We start from the raw sequence: 26,336 nt of genomic DNA, 5'->3' as shown, positions 1-26,336 counted from the left end.
ATAAGTTGAAGTAGATCTATCGTTTGAACGCCTGTTTCGCACTGACCTTCTCCGACTGCATCTCCTTGATTTCCGTGTTGAGATAGCGTGCGGCTAACTGCTCCTTGGTAGCCGTCTTGTGCGTGAAGAGCGCCTGCTTGTCGTGCCATGAAAGCACCGCCTTGCCGGTCATTCTGTCGTCATCGAGCTTCGCCGATACCGTCCAGTCGCCTTGCTGGCTCTTGGCGATGCGTACCTCCTTTACACCCTCCTCCAGCTTGAACTGGTTGTAGAAGGAAGCGAGATGCAGCTGCTCCCCGAAATTCTTCTCTACGAGCTTGGAAGGTGTTGTCACACGGTCGAAGTAGGCGTTCAGATCCTCCTTCGACATCGTGCGAGACATCTTCTGCTCGCCCACCTGCGTGTAGAGCTTGTACTTGCCCACGTCCTGCCGCTGCTCATCGTGTTCCTTGTAGACCACCATCTTGTCGATGATGCGCCCGTCAGAGAGCTTGTTGTCAGCCTTGTACTCCTCCGGCGTAACCTTCTTGACCAGCTTTGAGGGATAGTACGTCTGCATGAGCCCTTCAACAGTTGTCTCCCTCTTCTGATAGGCAACGGCATCCTCCGGCTTCATAAGCTGCGGACGGAGCTGCTGTCCGTCGATACGGGCGGTAAAATACCACTTGTTCGGATCCTGGTTGCTTTGGAAGGCATGGCCGTGGGTAACCTTCTCACCGTTGACCGTCACCATCTGCGGCTCGCGCAGTTTGTGAACTTTGGTGTCAGCGGACTGACCTTCTGTTCTCTCTATAGAGTTGCTGACAGCTTTCTCTTTACTTTTTGAAGCGTCAGCCTTCACCTCTGTCTTGTCAACCTTGGCAGTCTCAGCCTTGTCGACCTTGTTCTCGGTCTTCTCAACCTTGGCTTCCTTCGTCTTGGTTTTCTTCTTTTCTGTTTTCTTTTCCATAGTATCGGTTTGAGTTTGGTTTTTGGTTTGATTAGTGGTTTGCTTTTTGCTCGGCTCCTGCATGTCAGCGATCGCCACACGATAACCTGCCCGGATGAGTTTAGGCAGGTAGGTGTCGAGCGTATGATGCGGAAACTCCGCGATCAGCTCCCCGTCCTTCTTGAATTTCGGCTTCTGTGCCGGAATCCGCAGCGTGTCCGACAGTTTTTGCGCGTCCTCATTCAGTGAGCGGTAGAAGTCCCCGTTGCGCATGAGGATCAGCGCGTCGGGGTGCTTGCTCTTGAGCCGCCGGTACACTGCCAACGGAGTGTCGGTCTTGTTCCTTACTTGCTTCTTCGTGGAATCAGCAGATTGCTTTTTGTCAGAAGGCTGTTCTTGCATCTTCTTTTCCATGTTAGTAGGAATTAGGTTAAACTGAAAGTTCTTGTTGGTCAGATGGTTCTTCGTATGTCCGAGGACGGCGAGCATCGTATCGGGATGCCCTACTACAGCTTTGATGGCGGCACCTGCGGTATAGCCGGTGTCCAGCACATTGTCTATGACGATAGGCGTGAACTGCTCCGGCACTTGTCGGTACAGATTGAGTTTCAGGTATATGCCCTCCGGCTTGAGGTCATTCTTCTTGGCATAGTGCAGCGGCATGTGCGGGCGGCAGGAAAGGATGTCCCATGTCGGGATGCCCGTCCTCCTGGAAATCTCATTGGCGAGCGTCTTGGTGTATATCGCCCTCCCATGGTGGTTCGGGACAGGCACCAGCACACAGTTGCGTCCTGCTGCCATCTCCCTTATTCCGTCCGCCATCATATCCGCAGCCTTGCAGATACTCGCGTAATCACCGTCCTTCAGTCCGTGCGCCAACTGACGGACTTTAGGGTATGGAGCACAGGAGGTGAATGTACATTCTTGTTTGTTTGACATAGTAGATATAGTCTCATAGGTTTGTAGATGGATGAAACGAAGAAAGTAAGCTAAGGAAATGAACTAAGAACTAAAGTGACAACCCTCTCTTCTTGTCCTCTTTCCTGTCTGCCTTTTCCCTCTCGGTCAGCCGGATGCTCTCCTCGTGGCGCAGCCTGTCCACCACCTGCTTGTACTCCCACCGGTTCTCGTCGGTCTGCACGTAACCCATGTAGCCCTCGTGCGCGTCGTCATAACGGATGGCCTGCTGTTTTTTCCATTCTTCTAAGTCGCCTTGCATGACCTTGAAGCCTACCGGCTCACGGAGGTCCACGCCCACGGTTACCTTCTGGTCACCGACTTCAAGCTCCACCGGCTTGCCTGAGGCGAGCGCTTCCTTTTGCCCAATTCCGAGTCCGATGTCCTTGATTCTGTCCACTTCCCGAAGTTTTTCCTCAAAATTAACAGTCGCCACATCACGGTACATCAGCGCGTTGGACTCCTTGTCCAACTGCACGTAACGCATCTTGCGGTTGTCACCCTCCTTGAACTCCTTCTGTATGACATCTCCCTTGCGCACACGCTCCAGCTCTGTGTCATTCAGCTTCAAGTTATTGTCAAGCTCACGATGTATTTGATACGTAAGCAGTTGCAGCTGTCCGTCCTTGTCGTGAACGAGCTGGATTTTCATGGGGATGGACACCGCCGAGTTGTCGTCCACGGGCACGTTGAGACGCATGAGCGGCGAGAGCTCACCGCTCAAGATAGAGTCGCGCAAGTCCTTCGGCATGCGCATGAGATCCTTGGGATAGATGCCGATTTTGGCAAATTTGTCGAATGGTACTGGTTCTGTTTTCATAGTTGATGGTTTGGTTATTCAGTTGGTTTATACTAATTTTGTGGTGAAAACATATCAAACTTAACACACTACTACCATGAAACACACACTGATGTGCGCTGTGGTCCTTATGTTCTCGATGAATGTATTGGAATCACCGGCACAGTTTTACACTGTTGAGAAAGTCGGTCCGGCTGCCGACACGTTATCCATTTCCACGGACCCCTACGTCCGTGACGTACTCCACGAAACAAAGCCAACGTCCAAGGTCGAGACTGAGACCGAGAACAAGAAAAAATCCGTATTCGGTCTGCCTTTGCCTTCGTTTCTGACCGCAAAGTTAGGAAACAAACCGCCAACCTCCAACAACGCTCAAGGAAAAGTGCTGGAAAAAGGCGAAAAAAGTTTGGGGAAATCTACTCAAAAAGTTGTAAAGCCACTCGTTTTATCCTTCCTCAGCACCTCTGACAGCCTGCTTTTGAGTATCCTTGAAAAGCGCCTAAACATCTGTATGCCATTGGATTACATTACTATTACCTCACACTACGGCTACCGCCAGGATCCCTTTACCAAGTGCCAGCGGTTCCATGACGGCATCGATCTAAGATGCGGAAACGGTTTGGTCTATAGCATGCTCCCGGGCAGGGTGGCCGCCGTGCACCACGGCGACACCGGCTACGGCAACTATGTCATCCTAGACCACGGGAGCCTCCGCTGCCTCTATGGTCACCTCAGTGAGATATATGCCAGGGAAGGCAGCGAAGTACCGGCAGGGGCTGTCGTCGGACTTGTCGGCTCCACCGGCCGCTCCACCGGTCCGCATCTCCACATACAACTTCAACGACTGTCAGCAAACAAAAGTTGGACAAGCGTCGATCCCATGCCGTTCATCCAAGCCCTTAACCGACAAGTGGAGTCCTTCAACGACCGACTGGCGGAAATCAGCTGTAAGGGCTCACCTATATATAATAAAGAGAAAGCAAAGCCAAACGAGTTAACCATAGAAAACCTCTATGCCGCGCTGAAGAAGCACGGCATCAAATACCCGAAGATCGTCCTTGCCCAGGCCATCCTCGAAACCGGCCGTTTCCGCTCCCGCGTCTGCAACGAGAACAACAACCTCTTCGGACTCCGGCACTCGAACGGCTACTACGTTTTTGACCATTGGGAAGAGAGCGTCATCGCCTACAAGAGCAAGGTGCAGTACAAGCACCGCGACAACGAGAACTACTATGCCTTCCTGAAGCGTATCGGCTACTCGACCTCGAAGGACTACGTCAGAAGGGTCCGTGAGATCGTCAGCCAGCTGTAATCATCACTCAAAGAGAGATGTGTTTGCAGTCAATAAGCCCGCTGAGACATTGCTATTACCCAAACCGATTCCACAAGTCGGGGCTTTTTTGAGGAAAATCGACTTTTTTCATCAAATTTGCCGTTCTATCAGCACTTTACAGTAGGCTACTGTTGCCATTATGCGGAATAGTCACTATTTTTGCAACAGAAAATCACAACGCAAGGTTTACTAACCATTGCAGGGCCAAGCTCCCCTGGAATACCGGCCTGAAGAAAAGGAGCGCGTCTTTTACCGTCACACGGAACTATCTTATGCCGCCACGAGGCGGACATAACAGCGGTGACCCAAACTCCATGACACGAGTTACCTATAACCAACCTTATGAACATACCATTTTTCAACATCGGGAAGACCACCCCGAAGAAGCGCAACAAGATTATCGTAGCCGCCAACCAAAAAGGCGGATGCGGCAAGACCACCATCAGTGTACTGCTCGCCGACCAGCTTGTCCTCAAACACCACTGCCGTCTCGTCATGCTCGACGGTGACCCTCAGCGAAGCATCGTCAAGAAGCATGAGCAGGACCGTGAGCGCTGGCCACAGCTCCAGCCCCTCTATCAGGTCGTACCCTGTACCCAGCTCAGCAGTGAGCGGGAGACCTTAAACCTTATCCGCGCCATGCGCAACGAGGACTTTGACTTTATCATCGACACACCGGGCAGCCTTACCCTTCAAGGCCTACTTCCACTTGTCTTCGAGGCTGATGCCGTCATCGTCCCCATTCAGTTGGAAAAGACCAGCATCAATTCCACCACCTCCTTTATTGAAATGTGCGCCATGGTCGCCAAGGAGAACGGTGGTAACAAACTGCCAGATTTCTATTTCGTGCCCAATCAGTTCAACAAGAACTGGGGCCGCAAGGCCGAGCTGACCGAGCAGCAGACGTTCCTCGACTACTTCGCAAAGTTGGGCACCGTATTGCCGAAGATACCCAACTGCGCCGAGATCCAGCGCTACAGCACGCTCATCCTCACCGACAAGCAACATGAGATTGTCGACAAATGCTTCGACACGCTCTACGACTGCGTCTATAATGATAAATCCGTATGACTGACGGCACTTCTCGACCCATGGTTTTCGGGGATATCCACGATCTTCTCCGGAAAGTCAACGGTGAGAGCGAGCCAGCCTACATGTGGCAGAGTGACAAGCAGGGGAAAGAGATAAGGACGGAGGAGCCACCGCCGGTCAAGGAAGAGCAAGTCAAGGAACCCGCCGAAAAGCTGGATGAGGAAACTAATCCCATTGCCAAGACAGAAGATGAACCCATGGCAAAGAAGAAAGTTCCCTCTCACAAGGAGAAAGCCAAGCCCCTACCCTCCAAGACCATAAGAGAGATAGGAGAAAACGCTGCCAAAAAGCCCAAGGGAGATAAGCAGCCCTCCGCCAAAAATCCATCTCCTTCCAAGGACGACATTCAGTCTCAGATAGAATCCTTCTCCTATGCTGGTGAGACGGGTCGCCGGTATTGGATCTTCGTTCCCGACGATGTCCACGCCACCTTCGAGGTCGTCTATGGCGGTCACCGTCTCTCGGCTATCTTCACCGCCCTTGCGAGGTCATTCATCGATGCCAACAAGGAGGAGCTCCGACGGCTCGTCACCCACCGCAGCGGACTGTTTGAATAGGACAGCCAAAGTGAGAAAATACAATCAACAAGTAACCACGAACTAAAAAACGAACTGAACACTATGCATACAGCAATCCATACAACCACCAAAAGAACCTTGTGGACACCAGACCACGATGACATACTCAAGGAACGTTTCCATACCGACTGTCTCCACGACATAGCCTCACATATCGGCTGCACGTGCAGCACTGTGAGCAGCCACGCACGTCGGCTCGGACTGAGAAAGATCTCCCCGTCTGGGCGCAACAGCGACGCTCGCTCCTTTGTCCTGATCGAATACCCAAACCTCAGCTACCAGGAAATGGCAGAGCGAACAGGTCTGCACAGAGAAACCATCCGGATCATCGCCCGTGAGCTCGGACTGGAGCGCACGCAAAAGCAGCTCCGTGAAATCCGCAGTCGCCGCCGTAAGGAACTCATCCAAAAGGAGCGCCGCCGCATCATCTTCGGTCTCGACCAGAAAACGAATATAAAGGTAGTGAGCAACCATCAGAAGATCCGCCTTCGTGGTTCGCTGAAGCGCCTCGGTTACATCATCGGAACCGACGGCCATACCTTCTACTATTATCCCGGTCTACGCCGCCACCCCATCAAGGAGTCCAACGGCAGAGCACTCGGATTCACCTTTTTGCCATTGCCGACAGCGTGTACGGAGGAAACGGAGAGAAATTCAGCATCTCCGGCCGTGTCGGTAAATGGACAGACCATCAACTAATCCAGACATATAATCAGACTACCAACCATGAAAATCACAGGAACGATCAAGAAAGTCCTGCCCGTGAGGACAGGCACGTCCAAGAAGGGCAGCACATGGGCCGCCCAGCAGTTTGTACTCAAGACCGATGACGGGGATATTCTCCTTGAAGTCTTCGGCCAAAAGGAGATAGACGAGTATGCCGTCACCGAGGGCGAGCAGCTGACGGTGAGCTACGTCCCCAAAGTCCAGGAAGTCGGAGACAAGGTGTTCGGCAAGAACAGTGTCACCGGCATCGAGCGCGACGAGTCCCAACCTTTTGCAGAGTAGCTTATGGCATTCACCAGTATAGTAATAATTGTGTTGGTGCTCTATGTCTTGGGTTACACGGGCATGATCATCCACGACCTCTTCATCAAGAAGGATCCCGCAGAGTTCATGCCCAAGCCCAAGGACGTAGAGATCAACATCTCCGACGAGGCGGGGCAGTTCAAGCCCATCTCCGTGTACAAGGACGAGCCAAGCCAACAGTCTGCCACCGCTAAGAGTACCTCATCTCATACACCGGAAGAGATTGTCACAGCACATCCCATTGCCGATGGAGAGTCCGGTGGAAAAGACGATGGAGAGCAATCAGCACCACCTCCTCCCTCAGCGACTCCATTCGGGTCAGACGATGCTAAGTCCGAAGGTAAGACCTCAGAAGACTTTGGTCCACGTCCAACCGACGCAGAAACACAAAAACGCATTAATGAGCTTGTCAAGCTCAGACGTGGTGAGATGTTGACCGATGAGATGACCGCTTCAAAGGACGATAGTTCATCCGCATCTGGTCATAAGACTGCGGAACAGAAGGAAAGACCCACTGATGGCGTTGAGTCTAAAGAGCTAAATGTCCTCTTCATAGGTCCTGAGCATACTGTTTCCCCTGATGTGTCGGATGCCGTAGGCAAAGAGCCTTCAAAAGAGAAAACTCCGTCAGAGTCACATACACAAAAAGAAAATTCTGTAAATTCATCAACTGCAAAGAAGTCAAAACTTTCCAAGCCTCCCAAGCCCCCGAAGCAACCGGAGTTCCACAGCGACGCATTCTTTGACATTCTGAAAGTTCAGATTGATGACACCAAGCAGCACACAAAGTTGCAAGGAACCCAGACTGCCGAACAAGTCAGCAAGGAGGCCAAACATGTCTCCCTTGACGATGCTCAAATGGCACTCAGACAAATCAACAGTTTATGGGTAAAGAAAGAATCGGAACGCGTCCCAGATGAGGACGAACGCCAAGCAATAGAAAAATCAGAACGGTCGAACCGTGAGGCTCCGCCACAATTCAATATTTAGCATTCTCTAGCATTGATAGATTGTTTTTCATTGTAAAATTTATAAGACAGCTTTCGGAAGAGGGCTGCGCCGTGAGGCAAGGGGATCAGACGGCCGCGTGAGTGGCACTCACCCATCTTCCATTTTCATGTGGTCTTTAAATTGTAACGAAGAAAAACCTTAACAAACTTATGTTACAAACCATTTCAACCAAAACCATCATGAACTCCTGCATGAGCGCATGCAAGAGAATCCCCGTGAAGCGTGTAGCCGCCTTCCTCGGAATGTTCCTTTTCTGTGCCGTCATGACCTTCGCCCAGAGCAAAGGAGCCGGCGGATTCACGAAAGCCATCACCGAGGTATCGAGCTACCAGACCCCTGTGAGCAACCTGATGAAGGCCATTGCTGCCGTCATCGCACTGGTCGGCGCGTTCTCCATTTATTTCAAAATGCGTGCGTCCGTATTGGTAATATGCTAAATACCTCTTTGGCAAGAGGTTAGGTCAGAGTTCGATGACCTACTCCCGACCGATTTACCCGAGGGGGAAACCCCGGAAGGGAACATAGCACGTCGGTATAAAAGAGAGAAAAGACTGCGTTTGTATGCAAGTTTTCGAAAAGCGCTAAGTTGACTAATTACGATGTCACGACTGAGGCGCAAGGGAGAAAGACAGATACGAGGATAAAGTCTACACTGACTGAACGATAATCTCGCGACAATCGAAGTGGTTATGGCGGAAGGTAGTTAGAATCGCCATAGTAGTGACAGGCAGCCTCCCTGCATTTGAGGTTTTGTCCAAGAACGTGTCACACCGCAGCCGCAATAAGCGGAAGGAGATGAAAGTCGTATCCGACAATCTGTCGTGCCAAGTTGGCATATTGCTAAACGGAGATTGTCTAAGTCGGAACGCCGAAAGGCTATTGGGGTGGGCCCATGAATATCCGATATGACAACGGAGCTCCCATAGTAGTCCGAGCAAGGGAAAGCCTTGTACATGGCGAAGGGGAGATGAGTACTAACACTTAATACGATTTAAAGGAAAATGAGTGATTCATTAAGAAATCCAGAGAGCGTATTAAAAGCTCTAAGCGAACACAGCTCAGATTCGGACTACAAGTTCGAGCGGCTGTACCGAAATCTGTTCAACAGAAAGTTCTTTGAAGTTGCCTATCAAATCATATACGCCAAACCAGGCAATATGACGGCAGGCACTGATAATAAAACTGCCGAAGGGTTCACCCTTGAACAGATTGACACTCTCATCAAAAGTCTCCGAGGCGAGACATATCAGCCATTCCCTGCAAGGCGAGTGTACATACCGAAGAAAAACGGTAAGAAGCGCCCGTTGGGTATCCCTGCTTTCAGTGACAAGCTGGTGCAACAGGTAGTGAAGATGATTCTTGAAGCCATCCATGAAGGATACTTTGAGTGGACTTCCCATGGTTTCAGACCTAATCGCAGCTGCCATACTGCACTTGCTCAGATTCAGAAGCAGTTTTCGGGAGCAAAGTGGTTTATTGAAGGCGATATTAAAGGATTCTTCGATAACATAGACCATGACGTTCTGATAGCCATTCTCCGAAAGAGAATAGCAGACGAGCGCTTCCTAAGACTGATTAGAAAATTCCTGAATGCGGGTTATGCAGAGGACTGGGTATTCCATAATACATACTCGGGAACTCCTCAAGGGGGTATTATTAGCCCGATATTGGCTAATATCTACCTCGATCAGTTCGACAAGTATATGGCGGAATACGCTGATAAGTTTACCAAGGGGGATGGACGAAAGAGAAACAACAAGTACTACTGCTTGAATACTTGGATGTGCAATCTGAAGAAGAAGATTAACTCTGCGGAAGACCGTAATGAGCGTGCGGAAATGATACGAGAGTATCAAAGTATGCGCAAGCAAAAGCTCAGCATGTCACCCACGGAGCCAATGGATGAAAATTACAGAAGATTGCAATATGTGAGATATGCTGATGACTTCCTTGTCGGAGTCATAGGCAGCAAGGCCGACTGCGAAAAGATGAAAGCGGACATCGCCAAGTTTATGAGCGATAAAATGCATCTTGAACTATCAGACGAGAAGACGCTCATCACCAATGCGCAGGATAAAGCCAAGTTTCTCGGATATGAAATCTCTGTAAGAAAATCCAACTCAGTGAAGAGAAACAAGAATGGAATCCGTAGTAGAGTCTTTAATGGTTCTGTTGTGCTGACAGTGAACATTGAGACTGCGAGAAAGAAACTATCTGTCCTGGAGGCTCTCAAAATTGAGAAAATCCGAGGGAAAGATGTGTGGCGTTCAAAGTCTCGTGGGAAGCTCATAGCACTTGAGCCCGACAAGATTCTCGCACAATACAACAGTGAAATCAGAGGATTCTACAACTATTTCTCCATTGCGTATAACACTTCTTCTGTGTGCTCTACTTTTGGCTACATTATGGAGTGGAGTCTATATAAGACTCTTGGACAGAAACTTAATCTTTCATCCATGCAGGTAAAGAAGAAGTTCCGCAAGGACAAAGACTTTGTTATTCCCTACAAGGACAAGAAGGGTAAAGAGAAGTTCAGAATGCTCTATAATGGAGGCTTTAAGCGCAGGAACGCTGATATTAACCATAAAGTGGACATTCTTCCACATCGGATTTCTATCCCGTTCCCAAGCATACCTGAAAGACTTCGGTCGGGGGTGTGTGAACTTTGCGGAAAAGAGCACGTTGATGGATTAATCGTCCATGAAGTTCGCAATCTAAATCACCTAAAAGGTGATAAGGAGTCAGAGAAAATCATGATGGCAATCCATAGGAAGACTCTTGTGGTGTGTCCAGAGTGCTTTTCACTGATTCAGCAAGGACTCAAATAGAGCTGTTAGTCAAGAGAGCCGTATACGTGGAAACATGTACGTACGGTTCGGGGGCAGATGGGCGAAGACCCACCGCCGTAAGGCGGAAATGGGCGTTGCCTTTTCGAGCCTACAGAACGGAGATCAGGACGTGAAGAAGGCCATCATGCTCACGATTGGCGGCTGTATAGCATTCCTTGCAATGAGCGAGGCTTTGCCTTTGTTCTTCAAGTGATTACACGCTACTGATTACAAGGTGTCCGACCGAAGTAAAGAGTCGGCTCGGACACCTTTCAACTCTGAAAATCCACCTTAAGAACTATATATAACGTAAACATAATTCTAAACAAAATATCAGCCTAATGGACATCAATTTCAACGGCATCCCGGTCTTCAAGGGACTCCAGAAACCATTGGAGTTCATGGGTATCCGCGGCAGGTTCCTGACCTATGCCGCTGCCGCCATCGGCATCAGCTTCCTCGGTTTTCTGCTCTCGTCCATCCTCTTCGGCAAGCTCGTAGGCTTCATCATCATGGTCGTCCTCATAGCCGTGGGAATCATCTCCATCTACGTGAAGCAGCGCAGCGGACTGCACAGCAAGAAACGGCACCGCGGCAACTTCTACTACTGTAAAATGTATGAGCATTAGCCCAAAACAACATTCGATAAAGACCTAAAAAGAAAGATAATACACCCATGAGTACCAAGAACAAGCCGCTTGACGGTCTCTTCGCCCAGCTCCAGGACATCAAGGATGCCGATGGCAAGCTGATGAACACGGTTCTCTTCTCGAAGAACGGCAATCCGTCCGTCATCATCGAGATCGAGAACCCCGTGCAGCAGTATGCCACCGATGCCGTGCAGTACGTCGCCTACACCGACGTGCTGAACAACATCGTCCAGACCCTCGGCGAAGGCTACGCCCTTCAGAAACAGGACATCCTCTGCCGTCAGAGCTACCACCATGCCATCACCGATGACATGGAGTTCCTCACGCGCAGCTACTTCCGTTACTTCAACGGCCGCCCATACACAGAGATCCGCACCTACCTCATCATCACCCAGGAGGCGGTGAAGTCCGCCTTCGTGAAGTACGACCCAAAGTCCTGGATCGACTTCCACACGAAGGTCAGCAAGGTCATGGACATCCTCAAGGAGCGCGGCGTCTGGCACCGCAAGCTCACGAAGGACGAGGTCAACGAGTACCTCCACCGCTTCATGGCGTTCCACTTCAAGGCCGGTCCATTCTCGATGCAGAGCTTCAAGGCCGGTGACGACTGCCTGAGGATGGGCGACAAGGTCGTAAAATCCTTCGACATCATCGACGTGGACGAGATAGACCTGCCATCGCTCATCAGGCCCTACCAGTCCGTCGCCGTCAACGGCTACGTCATCGCCACCGACCTGCTGGCTTTTCTTAGCGAGATACCCGATACTGACTGCGTCATCTACAACCAGGTCATACAAATTCCTCAGCAAAGAAAGCTCCTCCGCAAGCTTCAAGGTAAGGCCAAGCGCCACGGCTCCATGCCCGACCCCAGCAACAAGATCGCCAAGGCCGACATCGAAGCCGTGCTGAACCTCCTTGCCCAGGACAGCAAGCTGCTCGTCTACACCAACTTCAACCTGCTGGTCAGCTGCAAGGCCGAGAAGCTGACCCCCGTTACAAGCTTCATCGAGACCAAGCTCTACGAGTGCGGCATCTTCGCCAGCAAGAGTGCCTACAACCAACTGGAGCTCTTCATGGACTCCTTCCCCGGCAATGCCTACTCGTTCAACCCCGACTACGACCTTTTCCTGACGCTCAACAACGCAGCCCTCTGCCTCTTCTTCAAGGAGCACCTCAAACACTCCGAGAACACACCTCTCAAGACCTGGTACACCGACCGTCAGGGCCTGCCCGTATGCATCGACATCACCGGCAAGGAAGGCAGCGTGAAGATGACCGACAACGCCAATTTTTTCTGCATCGGGCCCAGCGGAAGCGGCAAGTCCTTCCACATGAACATTAATGTTGGCAAACGGCTGCAAACGGTCGCAAGTAATCGGTTGATTATCAGTTAACAAGCATTTGCAGTCTTCCCAAATGGCTATTGTGGGTTCCATCCGTTTTAATTAATTTTGTACCACATTTGGAACTTGACAATGAAGTGCCGCGGCATAAGATGTTGCACCATAAGGCAGATATTGCGACGCCACTGCACATTAATTGCCGGGCAAAGCGGAAAACGGATAAATTCACAAGGACAAGCACTATGGGAAAGAAAAACGAAACACAACTTAACACTACGGGCGGCAGCGTTGCCGGCGTGGGCTCTCGACAGGAGTTCTACCGCCCGCGGCAGGTGGCGGAGATGCTCGGCATCAGCCTGAGGACTTACTACACGATGGTCAGTCGTGGAAAGCTACACCCGGTCAAACTCTCGGAACGCGTGACGGTCGTCGCACGGAAGGAGATTCTCAGCATGATAGAGGCGGCACTTGGTGAGGCGCTCTCACAGTCGATCTTCTCAAAAGACAAATGGCATGACTGTAAGGGAAAGGACAGCAAGGGAAAGGCGAATGAGGGTGCCAAGACTCGCAGAGTGTCCAAACGGGCTGCCAAAGACCGCGCCCCCGTCGGTGTCACCCACGACACACATTATACGATGGCGGAGATTTGCGCGAAGTTCGACTACAGTTACGGTCGTCTTTATACGCTTAGGATGCGGTATCAGATTCCGTCCATCCACGCTTTCGGCACTACATGCTATCCGAAGGAGGCTGTCGACAAGGCCGTCAGTGAGGAACGTGAGCGTTTGGGCAGGACACTGAATGAGCATTGGTACACCTGCGGAGAGCTCATGCGCATCTATGGATTGGGAAAGACACAGGTCAGGCGGTTCGCCAACACCCACCATGTGAGGACGAAGAAGGCCAACGGCAACCGGCTCTATTACTTGAAGGAGGACTGGGAAGCGGAGCGCAGAAAGGCTGAGGACAAGAGCCCGTCGACCAAGGAAAAGCGCGAGGGAGCGACATGAGCCGTCAGAAACGGGTATGTGCTATTGACCAAATCCGAGTCCGTCCGTTTCGAAAAAACGGCAAATGTACGGGTAAAACATGGAAAATAAGGCATCAACAAGACCAAACGACTGCAAACAGTTGTTGCAAGACGTAATCGGTCGTAACTTTGTAGAAGATTTAGCTGCACTCGGCAATGTGAAAGCAAGCTTTCATTGCGCTCGTTTGCAAAATCTTTGTAAAAGATTTAGCTGCTCCCGGCAGAGCGATAGTGGAAATTTAGTCAGTTAATTTGAAACGAAAAAATAAGTATAACTATGACAAACCTTTGTACAAAAGTGACAGTGCGCCAGCGGAAGCTGGCAAAGGGCAAGGTCTCACTCTACCTTGACTATTACCCTGCCATCCGCCATCCCCGGACGGGTCGGATGACACGGCGTGAGTATCTGGGCATATACATCTATGCCAATCCTGTGGAGCGGTTCCAGCAGGAGTACAACCGCTCGATGATGAAGAAGGCGGAACTCATCAAGTGCCACCGCACGGAGTCGGTGATCAACGAACAGTTCGGTTTTCTCGACCGGTCCAAGGGTCGTGAGAGCTTCCTCGACTATTTCGAGAAGCAGATGGAGAAGAATGAGTACGGGCACAACTGGCGGACGGCATTTGAGCACTTCAGGAACTATTGTGGCGGCAGCTGCTGCTTCGACGACATCACCGTGGAATACTGCCAGAAGTTCCTCAGCTACCTCATGTCGGAGAAGTGCGCCCGCAACGGCAAACTGATGATGGCATCGTCGGCCAACAATTGTCTGTGCAAGTTGAAGGCGGTGCTTCGTATTGCCTTCGGGGACGGCAAGCTCAAGGAGAATGTCGCCACGAAGTTGGAAAAAGCAGAGAACGACAGTACGCCGAGGGAGTTTCTGACCCTTGACGAGGTGAAGCGTCTGTCGGCCACACCCTGCAAGAGTGAGGTGCTCAGACGCGCGGCATTGTTCTCAGTGCTCACGGGACTACGTGTCAGCGACATCATCCGACTGAAATGGGACAACATCGAGCCTTCGCCCGATGGCGGTTGGATGCTCCACTTCCGCACGAAGAAGACCCGGAAGGAGAGCTTCCTTCCCATCAGCGACGAGGCCGTAGAGCTGTGCGGAGAACGGAAGGACGGTCAGGTGTTCAAGGACTTCACCACGGGCATCGTAGCCTATCATCTGAAGAAATGGCTCAAGACGGCAGGCATCACAAAGCACATCACCTTCCACTGCTTCCGCCACACATTTGCCACATTGCAATTGGCAGCAGGCACCGACATATACACCATCTCGAAGCTGCTCACCCACAGCGACGTGTCAACGACACAAGTCTATACCGACGTAGTCAGCTCGCTCAAGCGTGACGCAACAAAAAAAATCTCATTGAAATGAGACTCACATTGTCATACTATTACATGCTCACATACTCACATACTTTTAGAATAGAAAAACATCATCATAACCTACTGACATTTTGATACTATGGAAAACCAAACACCTACCCCACAACCAACTACTACCATGAGAACATTTACCTTTGACGGGATGCCGGAATCTCTGGCATCCCTCCATGAGAAGTGCGACACGATCATCGCCCTGTTGTCGTCCATCGCCAGCGGCACGTGCGCTGCAGCCAAGCACACACCTATCGGCATGACGGAGGCCAGCAAACTACTCGGCAAGAGTCCGTCGACCATCTACGAAATGACCTCCAAGCGGAAGATACCGTTCCACAAGCGTGGCAACAAGCTCTATTTTTTCCAGGACGAACTGATGAAGTGGATTACCGACGGAGGATGCAGCGACACCCACTATCCGGACGATGCCGCGGCTAACATTGACGAACGCAAGGCCGAAAGGCATCTCAAAGCCCTGCAAGCGGAAGTCAAACGAAAACCAAAACCCTTGATGTCCTGACGTTGTGGCAAAGCATTATGTCAATATATTACTCTTGCAAGCATATTGCCTGAGCAAGAATATTACATGCGCAAACATATTGCTTGAGCAAGCATATTGCACTCGCAAATATCTCACTTGGGCAAACAACTTGCTTGAGCAAATATATTGTTTTATGTTCGAGAATCCGCAACGGTTGGGGAAAGATAAAATCAATCTGAGCAATCAGAGCAATCTGTGGATAGATTCTATCTCATCAATCAGAGCAATCTGTGGATAGATTCAATCTGATCAATCAGAGCAATCCGCGGATAGATTCTATCTGATCTATCAGAGCAATCCGCGGATAGATTCTATCTGATATAGCTGAGCAATCCGCAGATAGATTCTATCTGATCTATCTTTCCCCATCTTTGAGTTAGAGTTTATCTGGGTCAATTGATAAAGGTTATCATACTTATCATGGTTATCACATGATTAAGATTATCATACTTATCATGGTTATCACATGATAAATGTTATCATACTTATCACGGTTATCACGTGATAAAGGTTATCATACTTATCACGGTTATCACGTGATAAAAGTAATCAATCGCATAGTCTGAGCCAGTAAAATACTGAGTCTGCGACTAATCACGATCGCTCCACAACTACGGGAAATACCTCATTTAGCACCTTAAACAGACATTATGCCATATATATCGCAAAACATACCGCTACGGCAGTCAATTGGGAATAGCAAGTTGTACTTTTGTGGCTACACGAGGCATTCGCCGTCGTATGACCATAAAAGTCACTTGCCAGCGGAGCTGGGGATGAAATCTCGGTAGCAACTCCCGGATTATCTCTTGAAATATGAAGAGGCCATGAACTCAAAGACTGCCCAATGTGAATTCCAATCTCCAATAACTACCAACTTTAACAACTTCAACAGATGAACGATACCAACAGGAACAATGTCTGCAAAGTCAGACTCAACGATGAAGAGCTGCAGCTCTTCCAGAAGAAAGCACAAAGCTACGGCGACAATACGAGTGCCATGATTCGTGATGCTGTCACCCGTTTCGACGACAAACGAACAAGAGGGAGAATAGAAGCAATGACGACGCTGCTCACCTTCTACAACAAGTATCAGCAACAACTCTCGTGGCTCGGCGGCAACTTCAACCAAGTCATGCACCGTGCCAATGAGCTGGCCATTGATGACAAGCTTAGCAAGAACTACTTCCATAAGGTCATCATGCCGGAGGCTCAGGCTGCAGTGAAAGTAATCAGAGGTATCAAGGCTGAGTTGGATGCCATCCACGGCAATATAGAACAAATGTAATCCGTTTCATATCTCCATCAACGCCCATATCCATGTAATTACGTTCTGTGCAGCACCATATGGTCTTAAGCGAGGCCATAATCTTGAGAGAGTATTTTTAATTTCAAAATATAGTGTTTTATACAGAAAATATTCCAAATTTACACGTTCTTACAGATATTTCCATAGATTTGCTATTTATTTATGTTAAAACCATAAAAATATCGTTTTATTTATCCTATTTTATATACTTTTGCAAAAAAGTAATAGCCGCTAAATATGGACCATTTATTAAAGGCAGTCATATTCTCAGGACTAATTCTGTTAGGAGGTGACCTTTCAGCACAGGAATCTTCCTTCCAGTTAGGCATTCGCTTGGGTGGCGGAATGTCTGTCAACCCGGGCATGGACAAGATTCTCGTTCCGGAGGATTACTATTCCAACTACACTTTCAAGGACAAATGGCAGGTAGTACCGACGGCAGGTATCTTCGTACAATACCACGCTCCAGAGTCCATTATAGGTATTGAAGGAGGTATCAGCTACTGGCAGAAGGCCTCCCAACTGGTCTATGATGACAAGGAGGGGTTGCACTACGAGGTGACACCCCGCTACAACCACCTTGGTCTCACCGCCCTCTTCAAAGTCTATCCATGGAGAAAAGGCTTCAACATCGCCGTTGGCGGCAGGGCCGGAGCCAACCTCAATGGCAAGGGCATTTCCTATGACAGCAATCAGGAAGAGGAGAAGTTTTCCCGTTACCAATTCGCTACGGTTGCAGAGACAGAGCGTCTGATGAAGGAGAAACTGACCGGCAAGCCAGATGTGGCCATCGGAGGCGGCTTCGGCTATGAGATTGGAAGGCACTGGGGAATAGACCTTCGGTATTTCTACGGTGTCACCTCCACCATCAAAACGGAACGCAACGACTACAACTGGGTGGAGAAGTCCACTCACAGCCACACTGTCGAGCTAAGCGTCAGCTACCTTTTCGATTTGTAGTCATCCTCCACAATCCCAGACATTATGGAACACAGAGACAACAGACGCAATCGGTATATCCTGACAGGAGTCCTCATCGTCGTGGCAGTAGCTTTCGGCATAGAGCGATGTACGCAGGACAGTCCGGAGGAAGAACCTCCCGCACGGCGTCAAACCGTGCGTTCCGGCACAGGCACCCCAATAGCTTCCACACGCAAGGCTGTCGGCTCCCCACAGCAAGAGGTCGGCAAGCGTATATATGATAAGGATGCCATATCCAGCAAGGTGAGAAGAAAAGGAGAGCCCCATACGGACGAGGTAGCAAGCTGGGGACCCCATATTTCTCACACGAGGGCACACTACAGGACAAAGTCCGCCGTCTCAGAAGGAATCAATACATCAACATCCCTTCCAACAACCTCATCTTCATCCGTCTCCTCATCCGCTGGTAACGACACAGGTCATGCGGACAACCGGAATGCCGAGTCCGACTGCCAGCCAGCACAGAAGCAGGAAGAAAGACATCTCCAAAATACGGAGACAACGACATCCAGCACCGAAGCTACAGGTTCCCCGACAGGCCCGCGGCACAGCTTCTGTCACAGGCACCTGTTCCGCCTTGGTCTCAGGGCCGGGACTGGATATTCCAAGATCACGGGACTGGGAAGCATTGTTGAGAGCTACAACGTGCGTCCGACGTTCACGATGGAGGAGAAAGGCGGCATCGTCCCCCGTATAGGCATCTTCGGCACCTGGCAATACCGCCGCCTCGGTGCGGAGCTGGGGGTGGACTATACAAGGCTCTCCAGCAAGATTACCGAGCATAAGCTACCGCAGGATGTCACGGAGACAACAAAGTTCCACTATGATTTCCTTGCTCCGCAGCTCATGTTCCGCTTCTACGCATTCCCGAAATTCTATATGGGTGCAGGCATCAGTGCAGCCGTTCCCTTTGGCAGCCGCCATATTGATTTCAGCAATGACCGTAACGGACAGGTGTACCGCCAGCAAGCAGAGCGCACGCAGGACCATCTCAGGGAGTCGCTCAAAGCCCGCGTACTTTTCATGCCCTCTGTCAAGATCGGATTTGCAGACCCGAGAAGCGGGCTGGAGGCCGGTATCGAGTATGGCTTCGGTCTTAATGACCTGCTCCGCACACGCCCCAATGACTACAGCTATCAGGAGCGTAAGAATAACGTGCAGTATGTCAGTTTCACCATTGGCTACAGCCTGCCGCTGAACAAGAAAGAATAACCTTAAAGCGTCACTTCATGAAACAGAGATACCTCATAACAGCCGTCCTTCTCGCCCTTGCGCTATCATCCGCCGCCCAGACACCGGGAGGTGTGGGAAAGCCGGAGATATGGACCCGTGACACCGCATCGGTACGGATTGCACCAGGAACAGGCCTTACATACGTAGGTGTCAGTCGTGTCCTTGGGCCAGAGGAGCAGACAATCTGGAGCTTAGGCAGCGAAAAGAATACCACACGCATACAGACAACGAATCGTGCGGCAGACCTCGGTCACGGCACTTTCATGAACTACGTCAAGGACTCCCTTCCCGAGATGCGCTTGTACAGCTATACCACATCTTTAGGCAACGGCAACGGCCAGACGCTGCTTATAGGCCGTACTCCCAATGCCAAACTGCCAGTGAGAAACCTTGACGGCTGTACAGAAGAGTATGTCGTCTATAACCGCCAGCTATCCGATGTGGAGCGGCAGCGTGTGGAGAGCTGTCTTGCCTTGAAATATGGTATATCCCTCCGCAGCAGCTATCTGAACTCCCGTGGTGCGGTTATCTGGAACGCCTATGCCAATAAGGTCTATGGTCACCGTATCGCCGGCATCATCACCGACTCACTGTCAGCCCTTCATATCGGTAAGGGCAGGAGCTGTGAGGACGGAGCCTTCCTTACGGTATATACAAGAAAGGGTCTTGACGACGGTCAGAGTCTGCTGTGGGGTGATGACAACGGCAGGCTTGCCTTCGCTACGAGCAAGGCATACGGTAAATGGCTTGGCAGGAGGTGGAGCACATCTGCCACCAACATGACCGGAACAGAGGTAGACCTTGTGGCAGACAGCCGTCAGCTCCGCCAGATACAGCCCCTTTCCGATGGTGAGAGCTATTATCTTGCCGTAGATCCGACAGGTACCGGTCAATTTTCCGTCAAGACATTACAATATTACAAGGTAGAAAAGATATCCGGTGACAGCATCGTGTTCCAGAATATCAAGCCCGGAAGAAAAGACGTGTTCACCCTCCGAGCTGCCAAGGATATGTTCACCACCATTGAGGTCCGACAGCCCGGCGAGAAGAACGGAAGTACCGGAAGCCTCGATGTCAGAGTGACTGGTGGCATACCGCCCTACAGAATGACACTCCGCTGCGAGCGTGCTTCCATCTTCGACCGCACTACCGGCGACAGTCTCCAAAGCGCCGAAGGACTGGCAGAAGGCAAATATCTGTTGTCCACCACCGACCGTATGGGCAATGTCGCCGAGAATGAGTTTCAAATCTCCACGACAGGCATTACGGAGATACCTTTTGATGGCACGACAGATCATGATGGTGGTATCTTCTCCCATGTACGGATAAGCCCAGTACCTACGACGGACGGATATGCCGATGTGCAGGTGGAGCTTGGCGAGGCCGCCCCATTGGATATGACGCTCTATACCACCGGCGGCGCCACGGTCAGCACACGCTTCTACGCCCCTGACACCTATTTCGCCACGAAGGTCTACCTGCCCTCACCGGGTGTCTATCTCCTGACCCTTCGCAGCGGGAAGCAAGAGAGAACCGTAAAACTGATAAGAAAATAAACAGCCACTGGAATTGTCAACAAGACAGAGCAAACGATGAAGCATTCAACGCATACCCTTTTCCTCTCACTGATATTGTTATCAGGTCTCGCCCTGACATCCTGCAACAGGCAGGGGAGCCGTTCTGAGAACAGGACGGCAGTCGAGGCGGTATCTGCGAATGCGTCAGAAGATCCCATCCATTCTCGCGCCACGGACAAGGCCGGGCAGGAAAAGCATGCCGTTGACAGTACTTCTTCCAAGAAGCCGGCCAGTCGCATAATCACAAGCCGAAGTGCGTGTACAGCCACACACAAAGTCCGGAGATTATCCAACGGCATTCTTGCTGACCTTAGCAGACGTACCGTGAGCAAGTTCTTCTCCAACGCCGACAGCGACACGCTCTGTGTGGGACGTGCCCAGCTTGCCGTGCCTCGTGAAGCCATGGCATACGGCAAGGTTCTCAGCATCACCCCACTCAGAAGAGGAGAACTGCCTGAACTACCCACGGGCATGGTGAACGTCACGGGCGGATGTGATACGCTGATGGCGCGTACAGATACCGTTTCCGGCTATCGTTTTCTCCCTCATGGCAACCATTTCGTCCATCATCTGGCCAGCATCAGCGTACCCTACGACAGCACCCTCATCCCGAAGGGTTATACGGCTGATGATATTCATACCTATTATTATGACGGACAGCACCAGCGATGGACGATGCTCCAGTCAAAGGGCATCGACACCCGGCGTGAGGTGGCGATGGCGGAGACCTCCCATTTCACCGATGTCATCAACGGCATCATCAAGGTCCCGGAGAGTCCGGAGACACAGAACTATGTCCCCACGGGCATCAGCGAGCTGAAAGCCGCCGACCCCGCCGCAGGCATCCGGCAGATAGAGGCACCGACTGCCAATCAGAATGGAACGGCAAGCCTATCCTATCCTTTTGAGACACCGGCGGGACGCAATGACATCAGTGCCGGTGCAGGACTGCAGTACAGCAGCGACGGCGGCAGCAGCTTCGTCGGCTATGGCTGGAGTATGCCACTGCAGAGCATCGACATAGAGACCCGCTGGGGCGTGCCGCGCTTCGATGAGAAGTATGAGAGCGAGAGCTACCTCCTCATGGGACAGCAGCTCAGCGACCGTCTCTACCGCAGGACGGACTCGCTTGCAAGACAGGCCGACAAGACGTTCCACCCGATGGTGGAGGGCAGCTTCAGCAAGATTGTCCGCCGGGGAAACAGTCCGAAGGATTACTACTGGGAGGTAACCGCCAAGGACGGGACCACCTACTACTATGGCGGCTATAATGGTCAGGTGAGCGATGAGACGACGCTGACCGACGCCAAGGGCAACCGCATCAAGTGGGTCCTTCAGCGCGTCACCGACGTACACGGCAACTTCGCCGCCTTCCATTACACGAAGACTGGCAACAACCTCTATCCAACGAAGTACACCTATACCGGCTACGGCTCTGAGGAGGGACTTTACAGCATTGAGTTTGACGTGGACTCCACCGGTTCTTTCCGAAAAGACGTTGTAAAGAGCGGCCGCTTAGGCATTCTGCAGACCGACAAAGCCCTACTGAAACGTGTCACTGTCAAGAACAACGGCAGGCAGCTTCGTGCTTACCTCATGAACTACACTTCCGGTGTCTTCGGCAAGACCATGCTGGCGGGTATCACCGAACTTGACTCGAAGAACGATACGGTCGACAAGCACAAGTTCAATTACTACCAGGATGTGACAGGCCCTTCCAACCTGTTCTCCAAAGACGCTGTCGTCTATACGGCAGAGCAGGAGAACTATGGCAGGCTCGTCAAGTCCGTGGTTGGCAATTTCACGCCGACGCTGTCCCTGTTGGGCGGTGGTTCCGCCAAGGGCAATACCGTAGGCGGTGGTGTCATGGTCGGAGCCGGTTGGGGACCGGCGTCTGTCAATGCAGGAGCTTCCTACAGTCATACCAAGTCAAGCAATGAGGGCCGAGTGGCCCTTGTGGACATCAATGGCGACGGCATGCCCGACAAGGTATGGAAGGACCGGCACGGCTTGCACTATCGCCTGAACCAGAACCATGACCTCGGTCATCCCGCTTTCGGGGAGCAAAGAGACATAGAAGGCATATCCAGCTTCTCCCAGGGCACGGTGACAAGTCACTCCCTTAATGCCAATGTCGCCACGGGCTTCGGCCCCGGCAGTGCCGGCTATGCTGTCGACAAGACAACCGACCAGAGCAAGACGAAAGTCTATTTCCAGGACTTCAACAGTGACGGCCTGATAGACATAGCCTGCAACGGTACGGTATACTTCAACCACAGCGACGGGAAGACAGTCAGGTTCCTGCCGTCCAGTGCCAACACAAAGAACCAGATCCTCTCCGCTGCCCAGCCGTCCATAGTCAAGGCCTTTGTCCCCGATTATAAGGCCATCCGCGACTCGTTGGAGCAGGAATATCCCCTGCATGATGTCGTCAGGGTATGGAGAGCGCCCTACGCAGGTACCATACAAGTGACGAGCCGTGTGAGCAAACGCTCGGACACCGGCGACGGCGTCAGCCTGAGCATGCAGTTTAACAGTGATATTGTCTGGCAGGACACGCTGCTGCAGTCCGGCGCGGTCGATGTGCCGGTCCTTACCCGCAGCGTCAGTCAGGGCGACTACATCACGTTCAGGGTCGGCGCACGCTACTCCGGCGTGGGAGACGAGGTGGAGTGGGATCCGGCCATTACCTATACCTCGATGAAGGCCGACAGGTATGCCGGGGCTGACCTTACACACTATCAGAGCAGCAAGGATTATATCCATGGCGAGTACTCCACGGCAGCCGTCGCCGAGGGCAGGACGAACCGCTTCGACGGAACCTTCAGCAAGCAAAAGACCTCCGATGACGTGACATTAGCTGTCATCAAGACCGACAAGGATGGCAACCAGACCGTGCTCGACAGCCTGACGCTGAAGGCCGACACCGTTGTCGCCTCGGGCACTTTCGCCGGTGCGATAACGGCTGTTGCCGGAGAGGCCGCCAATGTCGACTTCATGATCAAGACCGGCAGCCCGATCGACTGGCAGCAGGTTGACTGGTCACCGGCGTTCTACACCGACACCACGAAATATGTGCTGGCTCCCCAGCGCATGATGTTCAACAAGAATATCGTCCTTGCCCCTGACACCGTTGTCAGCGCAAGGCTTTCGGCCAGCGAATCTCATCTGGGAAAGGGCCTCACGCTCATGCCCCACCTTACCGTCAGCCGCACATCGGACAAAGACACAGCTCCAGCTACCGTACATCTGACCATCAAGGACGACAAGGGTTCCCTGCTCTACAGGAAGGAGCTTTCCTTGGGCAGCAATAACCAGTTGTCCGTGGCCAGTATCCATATCAAGGACGGCACTGAGCTTGCCCGTAAGATGACGGCCGGCAAGGTTCAGGTGACCTTCTCCCTGCTGAACGAGCTGAGCTCAGCCTCGGCCACTTTGGAGGTTCTGCGTGACTCGGTGGACAGTGCCGGTCTCGCCGTGCCGGCCATTTTGGGACAGGTGAAGATAGCGGCCGTCAATGCCTCGGTCTATTCAAGCTACAACCGTTTTGACGTTGGCCTGCTCTACAAGGGTTGGGGCGAGTTCGCATGGAACGGCACCCGGCGGTTCGCTGCCATTCCCAAGGAGCAGATGAAAGTACAGGACAGCAACGCCTATTACCATGACGGGCACATCGACGAGAACGCCGTGGAGGCCAATGGCATGGATATCAACAGGCAGGACTTCTTTACGATGTCCTATCAGCCCAAGGCTGACCGTTTCGTCAGTGCCACCGACAGCGCGTTCATCACCGTTGACACCATGCGCCCGTCACGCCTCGGTGAGGATGACATCGTGGTGGACACCGTAGACTATGCCCTGGACGGTGAGGGACTGCCTGCTCCGGTCCTGCTCACGGAATCGAAGTCGAAGGGCAAAACTTACAACCTTGGTTTCTCGTTGGGGGCCAGCATTGGCATCAACAAGAGCCACAGCAAACAGGAGTCCTATACCCGTGTCTCTGCCATGGACCTTAATGGAGACGGCTACCCCGACTGGCTGAGCGACCATGACGGAAAGGTACAGGCACAGCTTACGACACCGACCGGGACGCTTGGGAATGAGGAACTGCAATATGATGTGGAGAACGCTTCCACCAGGGGAGAGGCCCGCAACATAGGAGGCGACGTGGGACTCTCGTCCAATCCCGATGACTACTCTTTCAAGAATTTCAACAGTCAGATGGCAGTGGCCAAGACAGCCTTTGCCCATGCAAAGACCGACAAGGAGATCATGAGCAGTATGCAGGCCAACAGCCAGGGGGCCAGCCATTCAGGTATCGTTTCCGAGTTCTCCTGCGCTGCCAGCGGCAACTTCTCCAGCGGTACCTCCGAGACCGTTCAGGGCTGGGAGGACCTCAACGGAGACGGTCTGCCCGATATGGTGACCTCCGGCAAGGTGCGCTATGGCCTTGGCTATAATTATTCGGCTGAGACAGAATCCGGTCTTGCCATGCTCGAGTCGAGCAAGAACAGCAATTTTGGTGATGGTCTTGGCATCTGCGTCCCTGTTCTTGGCCTTTTCAGCATCAATGCCGGACAGAACGACACCGAGGACCTTACCTCCACGCAGACCATGCTGTCGGATGTCAACGGCGACGGTCTGCCCGACCTGCTGCGCCTCGACGGCAGCGACCTGAAGGTAACTCTCAATACGGGTGACGGCTTCATGGCAGAGGATGAGCTTTACAAGAATCACAATGTCTCCGACAATTTAGGATCTTCCGTTGCCTATTATGGCAGCACCGCCTATACCTTTACCATCCATCTCCCATTCGGTTTCAGGATCAATATCACTCCGAGCATCCAGGCATCGCACAGTGAGAGTGTCAACCGCACCGTAGCCTCGCTGATGGACATAGACGGCGACGGACTGCCCGACCTGGTCTACAGCAACAGTGACAGCCGGCTCGTTGTCCACCGCAACCTCACAGGGCGTACCAACCTGCTGAGAACCGTGACGCTGCCCTTCGGCGGCCATATCCATATTGGCTACCAGCAGACAGAGCCGAATTTTGACATGCCCGGCCGCCGCTGGGTGATGTCCAGCGTGGAGACCACCGGCGGCTATACGGAGAACGGTGCCACAAGTACGCGCAGCGAGTTCACCTACGAGGGAGGCTACCGCGACCGCCGCGAGCGTGACTTCTACGGCTTCCGCAAGGTAACGACACGGCAGATAGACACGGAGAAGGAAAGCCACGACATCTACCGCTATTCTGTAGACACCTATGCCAACAATCGGGATTACTACCTTCACGGCCTTGTGACGGACGAGAGCCTCTATGACGGGGCCGGCAGGAAGCTGCAAGGTGCCTCCTATACTTATGAGACGGTGAAGGTACAGGATGCGCCCGCTTGTGCAGGTACTATCGGCAGCCACCACGACAATATGGAGGTGCTCTTCCCGGCCCTGACCAAGGTCGTCCAGTCGAACTTCGACGAGACAAGCGGCGACAGCCTGACCACGAAGGTGGAGAACACATACGATGATTTCGGCAACCTCCTCACCTATCAGGAGACAGCGGCCGGTGAGAAGCTCGATGCCAGAATTGATTATCACAAGCTGACGGACAAGCACATCGTCAGCGTACCGAGCCATATCACTGTCAGCAGCGGCGGCAGGACCTACCGTGAGCGCAGCACGAAGGTGGACGGCAACGGCGAGATCACGGAGATTACGCTCC

18 protein-coding genes and 3 pseudogenes are annotated in these 26,336 nt (G+C 52.0%); 19 read left to right on the top strand and 2 right to left on the bottom strand.

From position 1 onward, the window contains the following. Nucleotides 1–16: 16 nt before the first annotated feature. Together PREMU_RS07290 and PREMU_RS07285 are read right to left on the bottom strand one after the other, a co-directional pair. Nucleotides 17–1,867, bottom strand: a complete 1,851-nt coding sequence (locus PREMU_RS07290) for a phosphoribosyltransferase (RefSeq protein ID WP_007574245.1) — start codon at nt 1,865–1,867, stop codon at nt 17–19. 70 nt (nt 1,868–1,937) lie between these two features. Beyond that, nucleotides 1,938–2,705 carry a DUF4099 domain-containing protein gene (locus PREMU_RS07285; RefSeq protein WP_007574244.1) on the bottom strand — a complete coding sequence of 256 codons (768 nt, stop codon included), beginning with the start codon at nt 2,703–2,705 and terminating at the stop codon, nt 1,938–1,940. Between the two features lie 76 nt (nt 2,706–2,781). On the opposite strand from PREMU_RS07285, the gene PREMU_RS07280 reads away from it, so the two are divergent. From PREMU_RS07280 to PREMU_RS07190, 19 genes and pseudogenes are all read left to right on the top strand, one after another. Continuing rightward, complete coding sequence (locus PREMU_RS07280) at nt 2,782–3,996, top strand: peptidoglycan DD-metalloendopeptidase family protein (RefSeq protein ID WP_007574243.1); 1,215 nt, start codon at nt 2,782–2,784, stop codon at nt 3,994–3,996. A gap of 363 nt (nt 3,997–4,359) precedes the next feature. Further along, nucleotides 4,360–5,088, top strand: a complete 729-nt coding sequence (locus PREMU_RS07275; protein WP_007574242.1) for a ParA family protein — start codon at nt 4,360–4,362, stop codon at nt 5,086–5,088. Beyond that, entirely contained in the window at nt 5,085–5,666 is a 582-nt protein-coding gene (locus PREMU_RS07270; protein ID WP_007574241.1) for a hypothetical protein, read from the top strand. Before PREMU_RS07275 ends, PREMU_RS07270 begins: the two co-directional genes overlap by 4 nt. A 297-nt stretch (nt 5,667–5,963) precedes the next feature. Then, nucleotides 5,964–6,143: pseudogene (locus PREMU_RS15970) on the top strand (DNA-binding protein); the annotation flags it as partial. Between the two features lie 270 nt (nt 6,144–6,413). Continuing rightward, nucleotides 6,414–6,695 (top strand): DUF3127 domain-containing protein, encoded by a 282-nt coding sequence (locus tag PREMU_RS07260; protein WP_007574239.1) that lies wholly within the window; start codon nt 6,414–6,416, stop codon nt 6,693–6,695. 3 nt (nt 6,696–6,698) lie between these two features. Beyond that, complete coding sequence (locus PREMU_RS07255) at nt 6,699–7,706, top strand: hypothetical protein (protein ID WP_040558123.1); 1,008 nt, start codon at nt 6,699–6,701, stop codon at nt 7,704–7,706. Between the two features lie 170 nt (nt 7,707–7,876). Then, a complete protein-coding gene (locus tag PREMU_RS07250) occupies nt 7,877–8,164 on the top strand; it encodes a DUF4134 family protein (protein WP_007574236.1) in 288 nt (95 codons plus the stop codon). Nucleotides 8,165–8,728: 564 nt separating this feature from the next. Then, nucleotides 8,729–10,555 carry a reverse transcriptase domain-containing protein gene (locus PREMU_RS07245; protein ID WP_007574235.1) on the top strand — a complete coding sequence of 609 codons (1,827 nt, stop codon included), beginning with the start codon at nt 8,729–8,731 and terminating at the stop codon, nt 10,553–10,555. Between the two features lie 100 nt (nt 10,556–10,655). Then, nucleotides 10,656–10,769: pseudogene (locus PREMU_RS07240) on the top strand (DUF4134 family protein); the annotation flags it as partial. Between the two features lie 127 nt (nt 10,770–10,896). Then, complete coding sequence (locus PREMU_RS07235; RefSeq protein WP_007574234.1) at nt 10,897–11,184, top strand: DUF4133 domain-containing protein; 288 nt, start codon at nt 10,897–10,899, stop codon at nt 11,182–11,184. 47 nt (nt 11,185–11,231) lie between these two features. Continuing rightward, nucleotides 11,232–12,566: pseudogene (locus PREMU_RS07230) on the top strand (TraG/VirB4 family ATPase); the annotation flags it as partial. 224 nt (nt 12,567–12,790) lie between these two features. Next, nucleotides 12,791–13,558, top strand: coding sequence for a helix-turn-helix transcriptional regulator (locus PREMU_RS07225; protein WP_223918573.1), 768 nt, complete (start codon nt 12,791–12,793; stop codon nt 13,556–13,558). A gap of 297 nt (nt 13,559–13,855) precedes the next feature. Beyond that, the gene (locus PREMU_RS07220) at nt 13,856–14,965 is read left to right on the top strand and encodes a site-specific integrase (protein ID WP_007574231.1); all 1,110 of its coding nucleotides are present in this window, start codon (nt 13,856–13,858) and stop codon (nt 14,963–14,965) included. 129 nt (nt 14,966–15,094) lie between these two features. Then, entirely contained in the window at nt 15,095–15,490 is a 396-nt protein-coding gene (locus PREMU_RS07215; protein ID WP_040558752.1) for a helix-turn-helix domain-containing protein, read from the top strand. A gap of 916 nt (nt 15,491–16,406) precedes the next feature. Next, on the top strand, nt 16,407–16,799 hold the full coding sequence (locus tag PREMU_RS07210; RefSeq protein ID WP_007574228.1) for a hypothetical protein: 393 nt from the start codon (nt 16,407–16,409) through the stop codon (nt 16,797–16,799). A 258-nt stretch (nt 16,800–17,057) separates the two neighbouring features. After that, complete coding sequence (locus tag PREMU_RS07205) at nt 17,058–17,780, top strand: outer membrane beta-barrel protein (protein ID WP_007574227.1); 723 nt, start codon at nt 17,058–17,060, stop codon at nt 17,778–17,780. Nucleotides 17,781–17,804: 24 nt separating this feature from the next. Next, complete coding sequence (locus tag PREMU_RS07200; protein ID WP_007574226.1) at nt 17,805–19,013, top strand: porin family protein; 1,209 nt, start codon at nt 17,805–17,807, stop codon at nt 19,011–19,013. A 17-nt stretch (nt 19,014–19,030) separates the two neighbouring features. Continuing rightward, a complete protein-coding gene (locus tag PREMU_RS07195) occupies nt 19,031–20,590 on the top strand; it encodes a T9SS type A sorting domain-containing protein (protein ID WP_007574225.1) in 1,560 nt (519 codons plus the stop codon). 36 nt (nt 20,591–20,626) lie between these two features. Beyond that, the coding region (locus PREMU_RS07190) for a SpvB/TcaC N-terminal domain-containing protein (RefSeq protein ID WP_007574224.1) at nt 20,627–26,336 on the top strand (5,710 nt) is incomplete at its 3' end.

The organism is Hallella multisaccharivorax DSM 17128 (assembly GCF_000218235.1).
GTDB lineage: Bacteria > Bacteroidota > Bacteroidia > Bacteroidales > Bacteroidaceae > Prevotella > Prevotella multisaccharivorax.
The sequence above is the reverse complement of the archived record's forward strand: the minus strand, read 5'-3'. Positions and strand labels throughout refer to the sequence as shown.

Coding starts and splice junctions, on each gene's coding strand:
- PREMU_RS07290 (WP_007574245.1), bottom strand. CDS start 1,867: ATGTCAAACAAACAAGAATGTACATTCACCTCCTGTGCTCCATACCCT.
- PREMU_RS07285 (WP_007574244.1), bottom strand. CDS start 2,705: ATGAAAACAGAACCAGTACCATTCGACAAATTTGCCAAAATCGGCATC.
- PREMU_RS07280 (WP_007574243.1), top strand. CDS start 2,782: ATGAAACACACACTGATGTGCGCTGTGGTCCTTATGTTCTCGATGAAT.
- PREMU_RS07275 (WP_007574242.1), top strand. CDS start 4,360: ATGAACATACCATTTTTCAACATCGGGAAGACCACCCCGAAGAAGCGC.
- PREMU_RS07270 (WP_007574241.1), top strand. CDS start 5,085: ATGACTGACGGCACTTCTCGACCCATGGTTTTCGGGGATATCCACGAT.
- PREMU_RS07260 (WP_007574239.1), top strand. CDS start 6,414: ATGAAAATCACAGGAACGATCAAGAAAGTCCTGCCCGTGAGGACAGGC.
- PREMU_RS07255 (WP_040558123.1), top strand. CDS start 6,699: ATGGCATTCACCAGTATAGTAATAATTGTGTTGGTGCTCTATGTCTTG.
- PREMU_RS07250 (WP_007574236.1), top strand. CDS start 7,877: ATGTTACAAACCATTTCAACCAAAACCATCATGAACTCCTGCATGAGC.
- PREMU_RS07245 (WP_007574235.1), top strand. CDS start 8,729: ATGAGTGATTCATTAAGAAATCCAGAGAGCGTATTAAAAGCTCTAAGC.
- PREMU_RS07235 (WP_007574234.1), top strand. CDS start 10,897: ATGGACATCAATTTCAACGGCATCCCGGTCTTCAAGGGACTCCAGAAA.
- PREMU_RS07225 (WP_223918573.1), top strand. CDS start 12,791: ATGGGAAAGAAAAACGAAACACAACTTAACACTACGGGCGGCAGCGTT.
- PREMU_RS07220 (WP_007574231.1), top strand. CDS start 13,856: ATGACAAACCTTTGTACAAAAGTGACAGTGCGCCAGCGGAAGCTGGCA.
- PREMU_RS07215 (WP_040558752.1), top strand. CDS start 15,095: ATGAGAACATTTACCTTTGACGGGATGCCGGAATCTCTGGCATCCCTC.
- PREMU_RS07210 (WP_007574228.1), top strand. CDS start 16,407: ATGAACGATACCAACAGGAACAATGTCTGCAAAGTCAGACTCAACGAT.
- PREMU_RS07205 (WP_007574227.1), top strand. CDS start 17,058: ATGGACCATTTATTAAAGGCAGTCATATTCTCAGGACTAATTCTGTTA.
- PREMU_RS07200 (WP_007574226.1), top strand. CDS start 17,805: ATGGAACACAGAGACAACAGACGCAATCGGTATATCCTGACAGGAGTC.
- PREMU_RS07195 (WP_007574225.1), top strand. CDS start 19,031: ATGAAACAGAGATACCTCATAACAGCCGTCCTTCTCGCCCTTGCGCTA.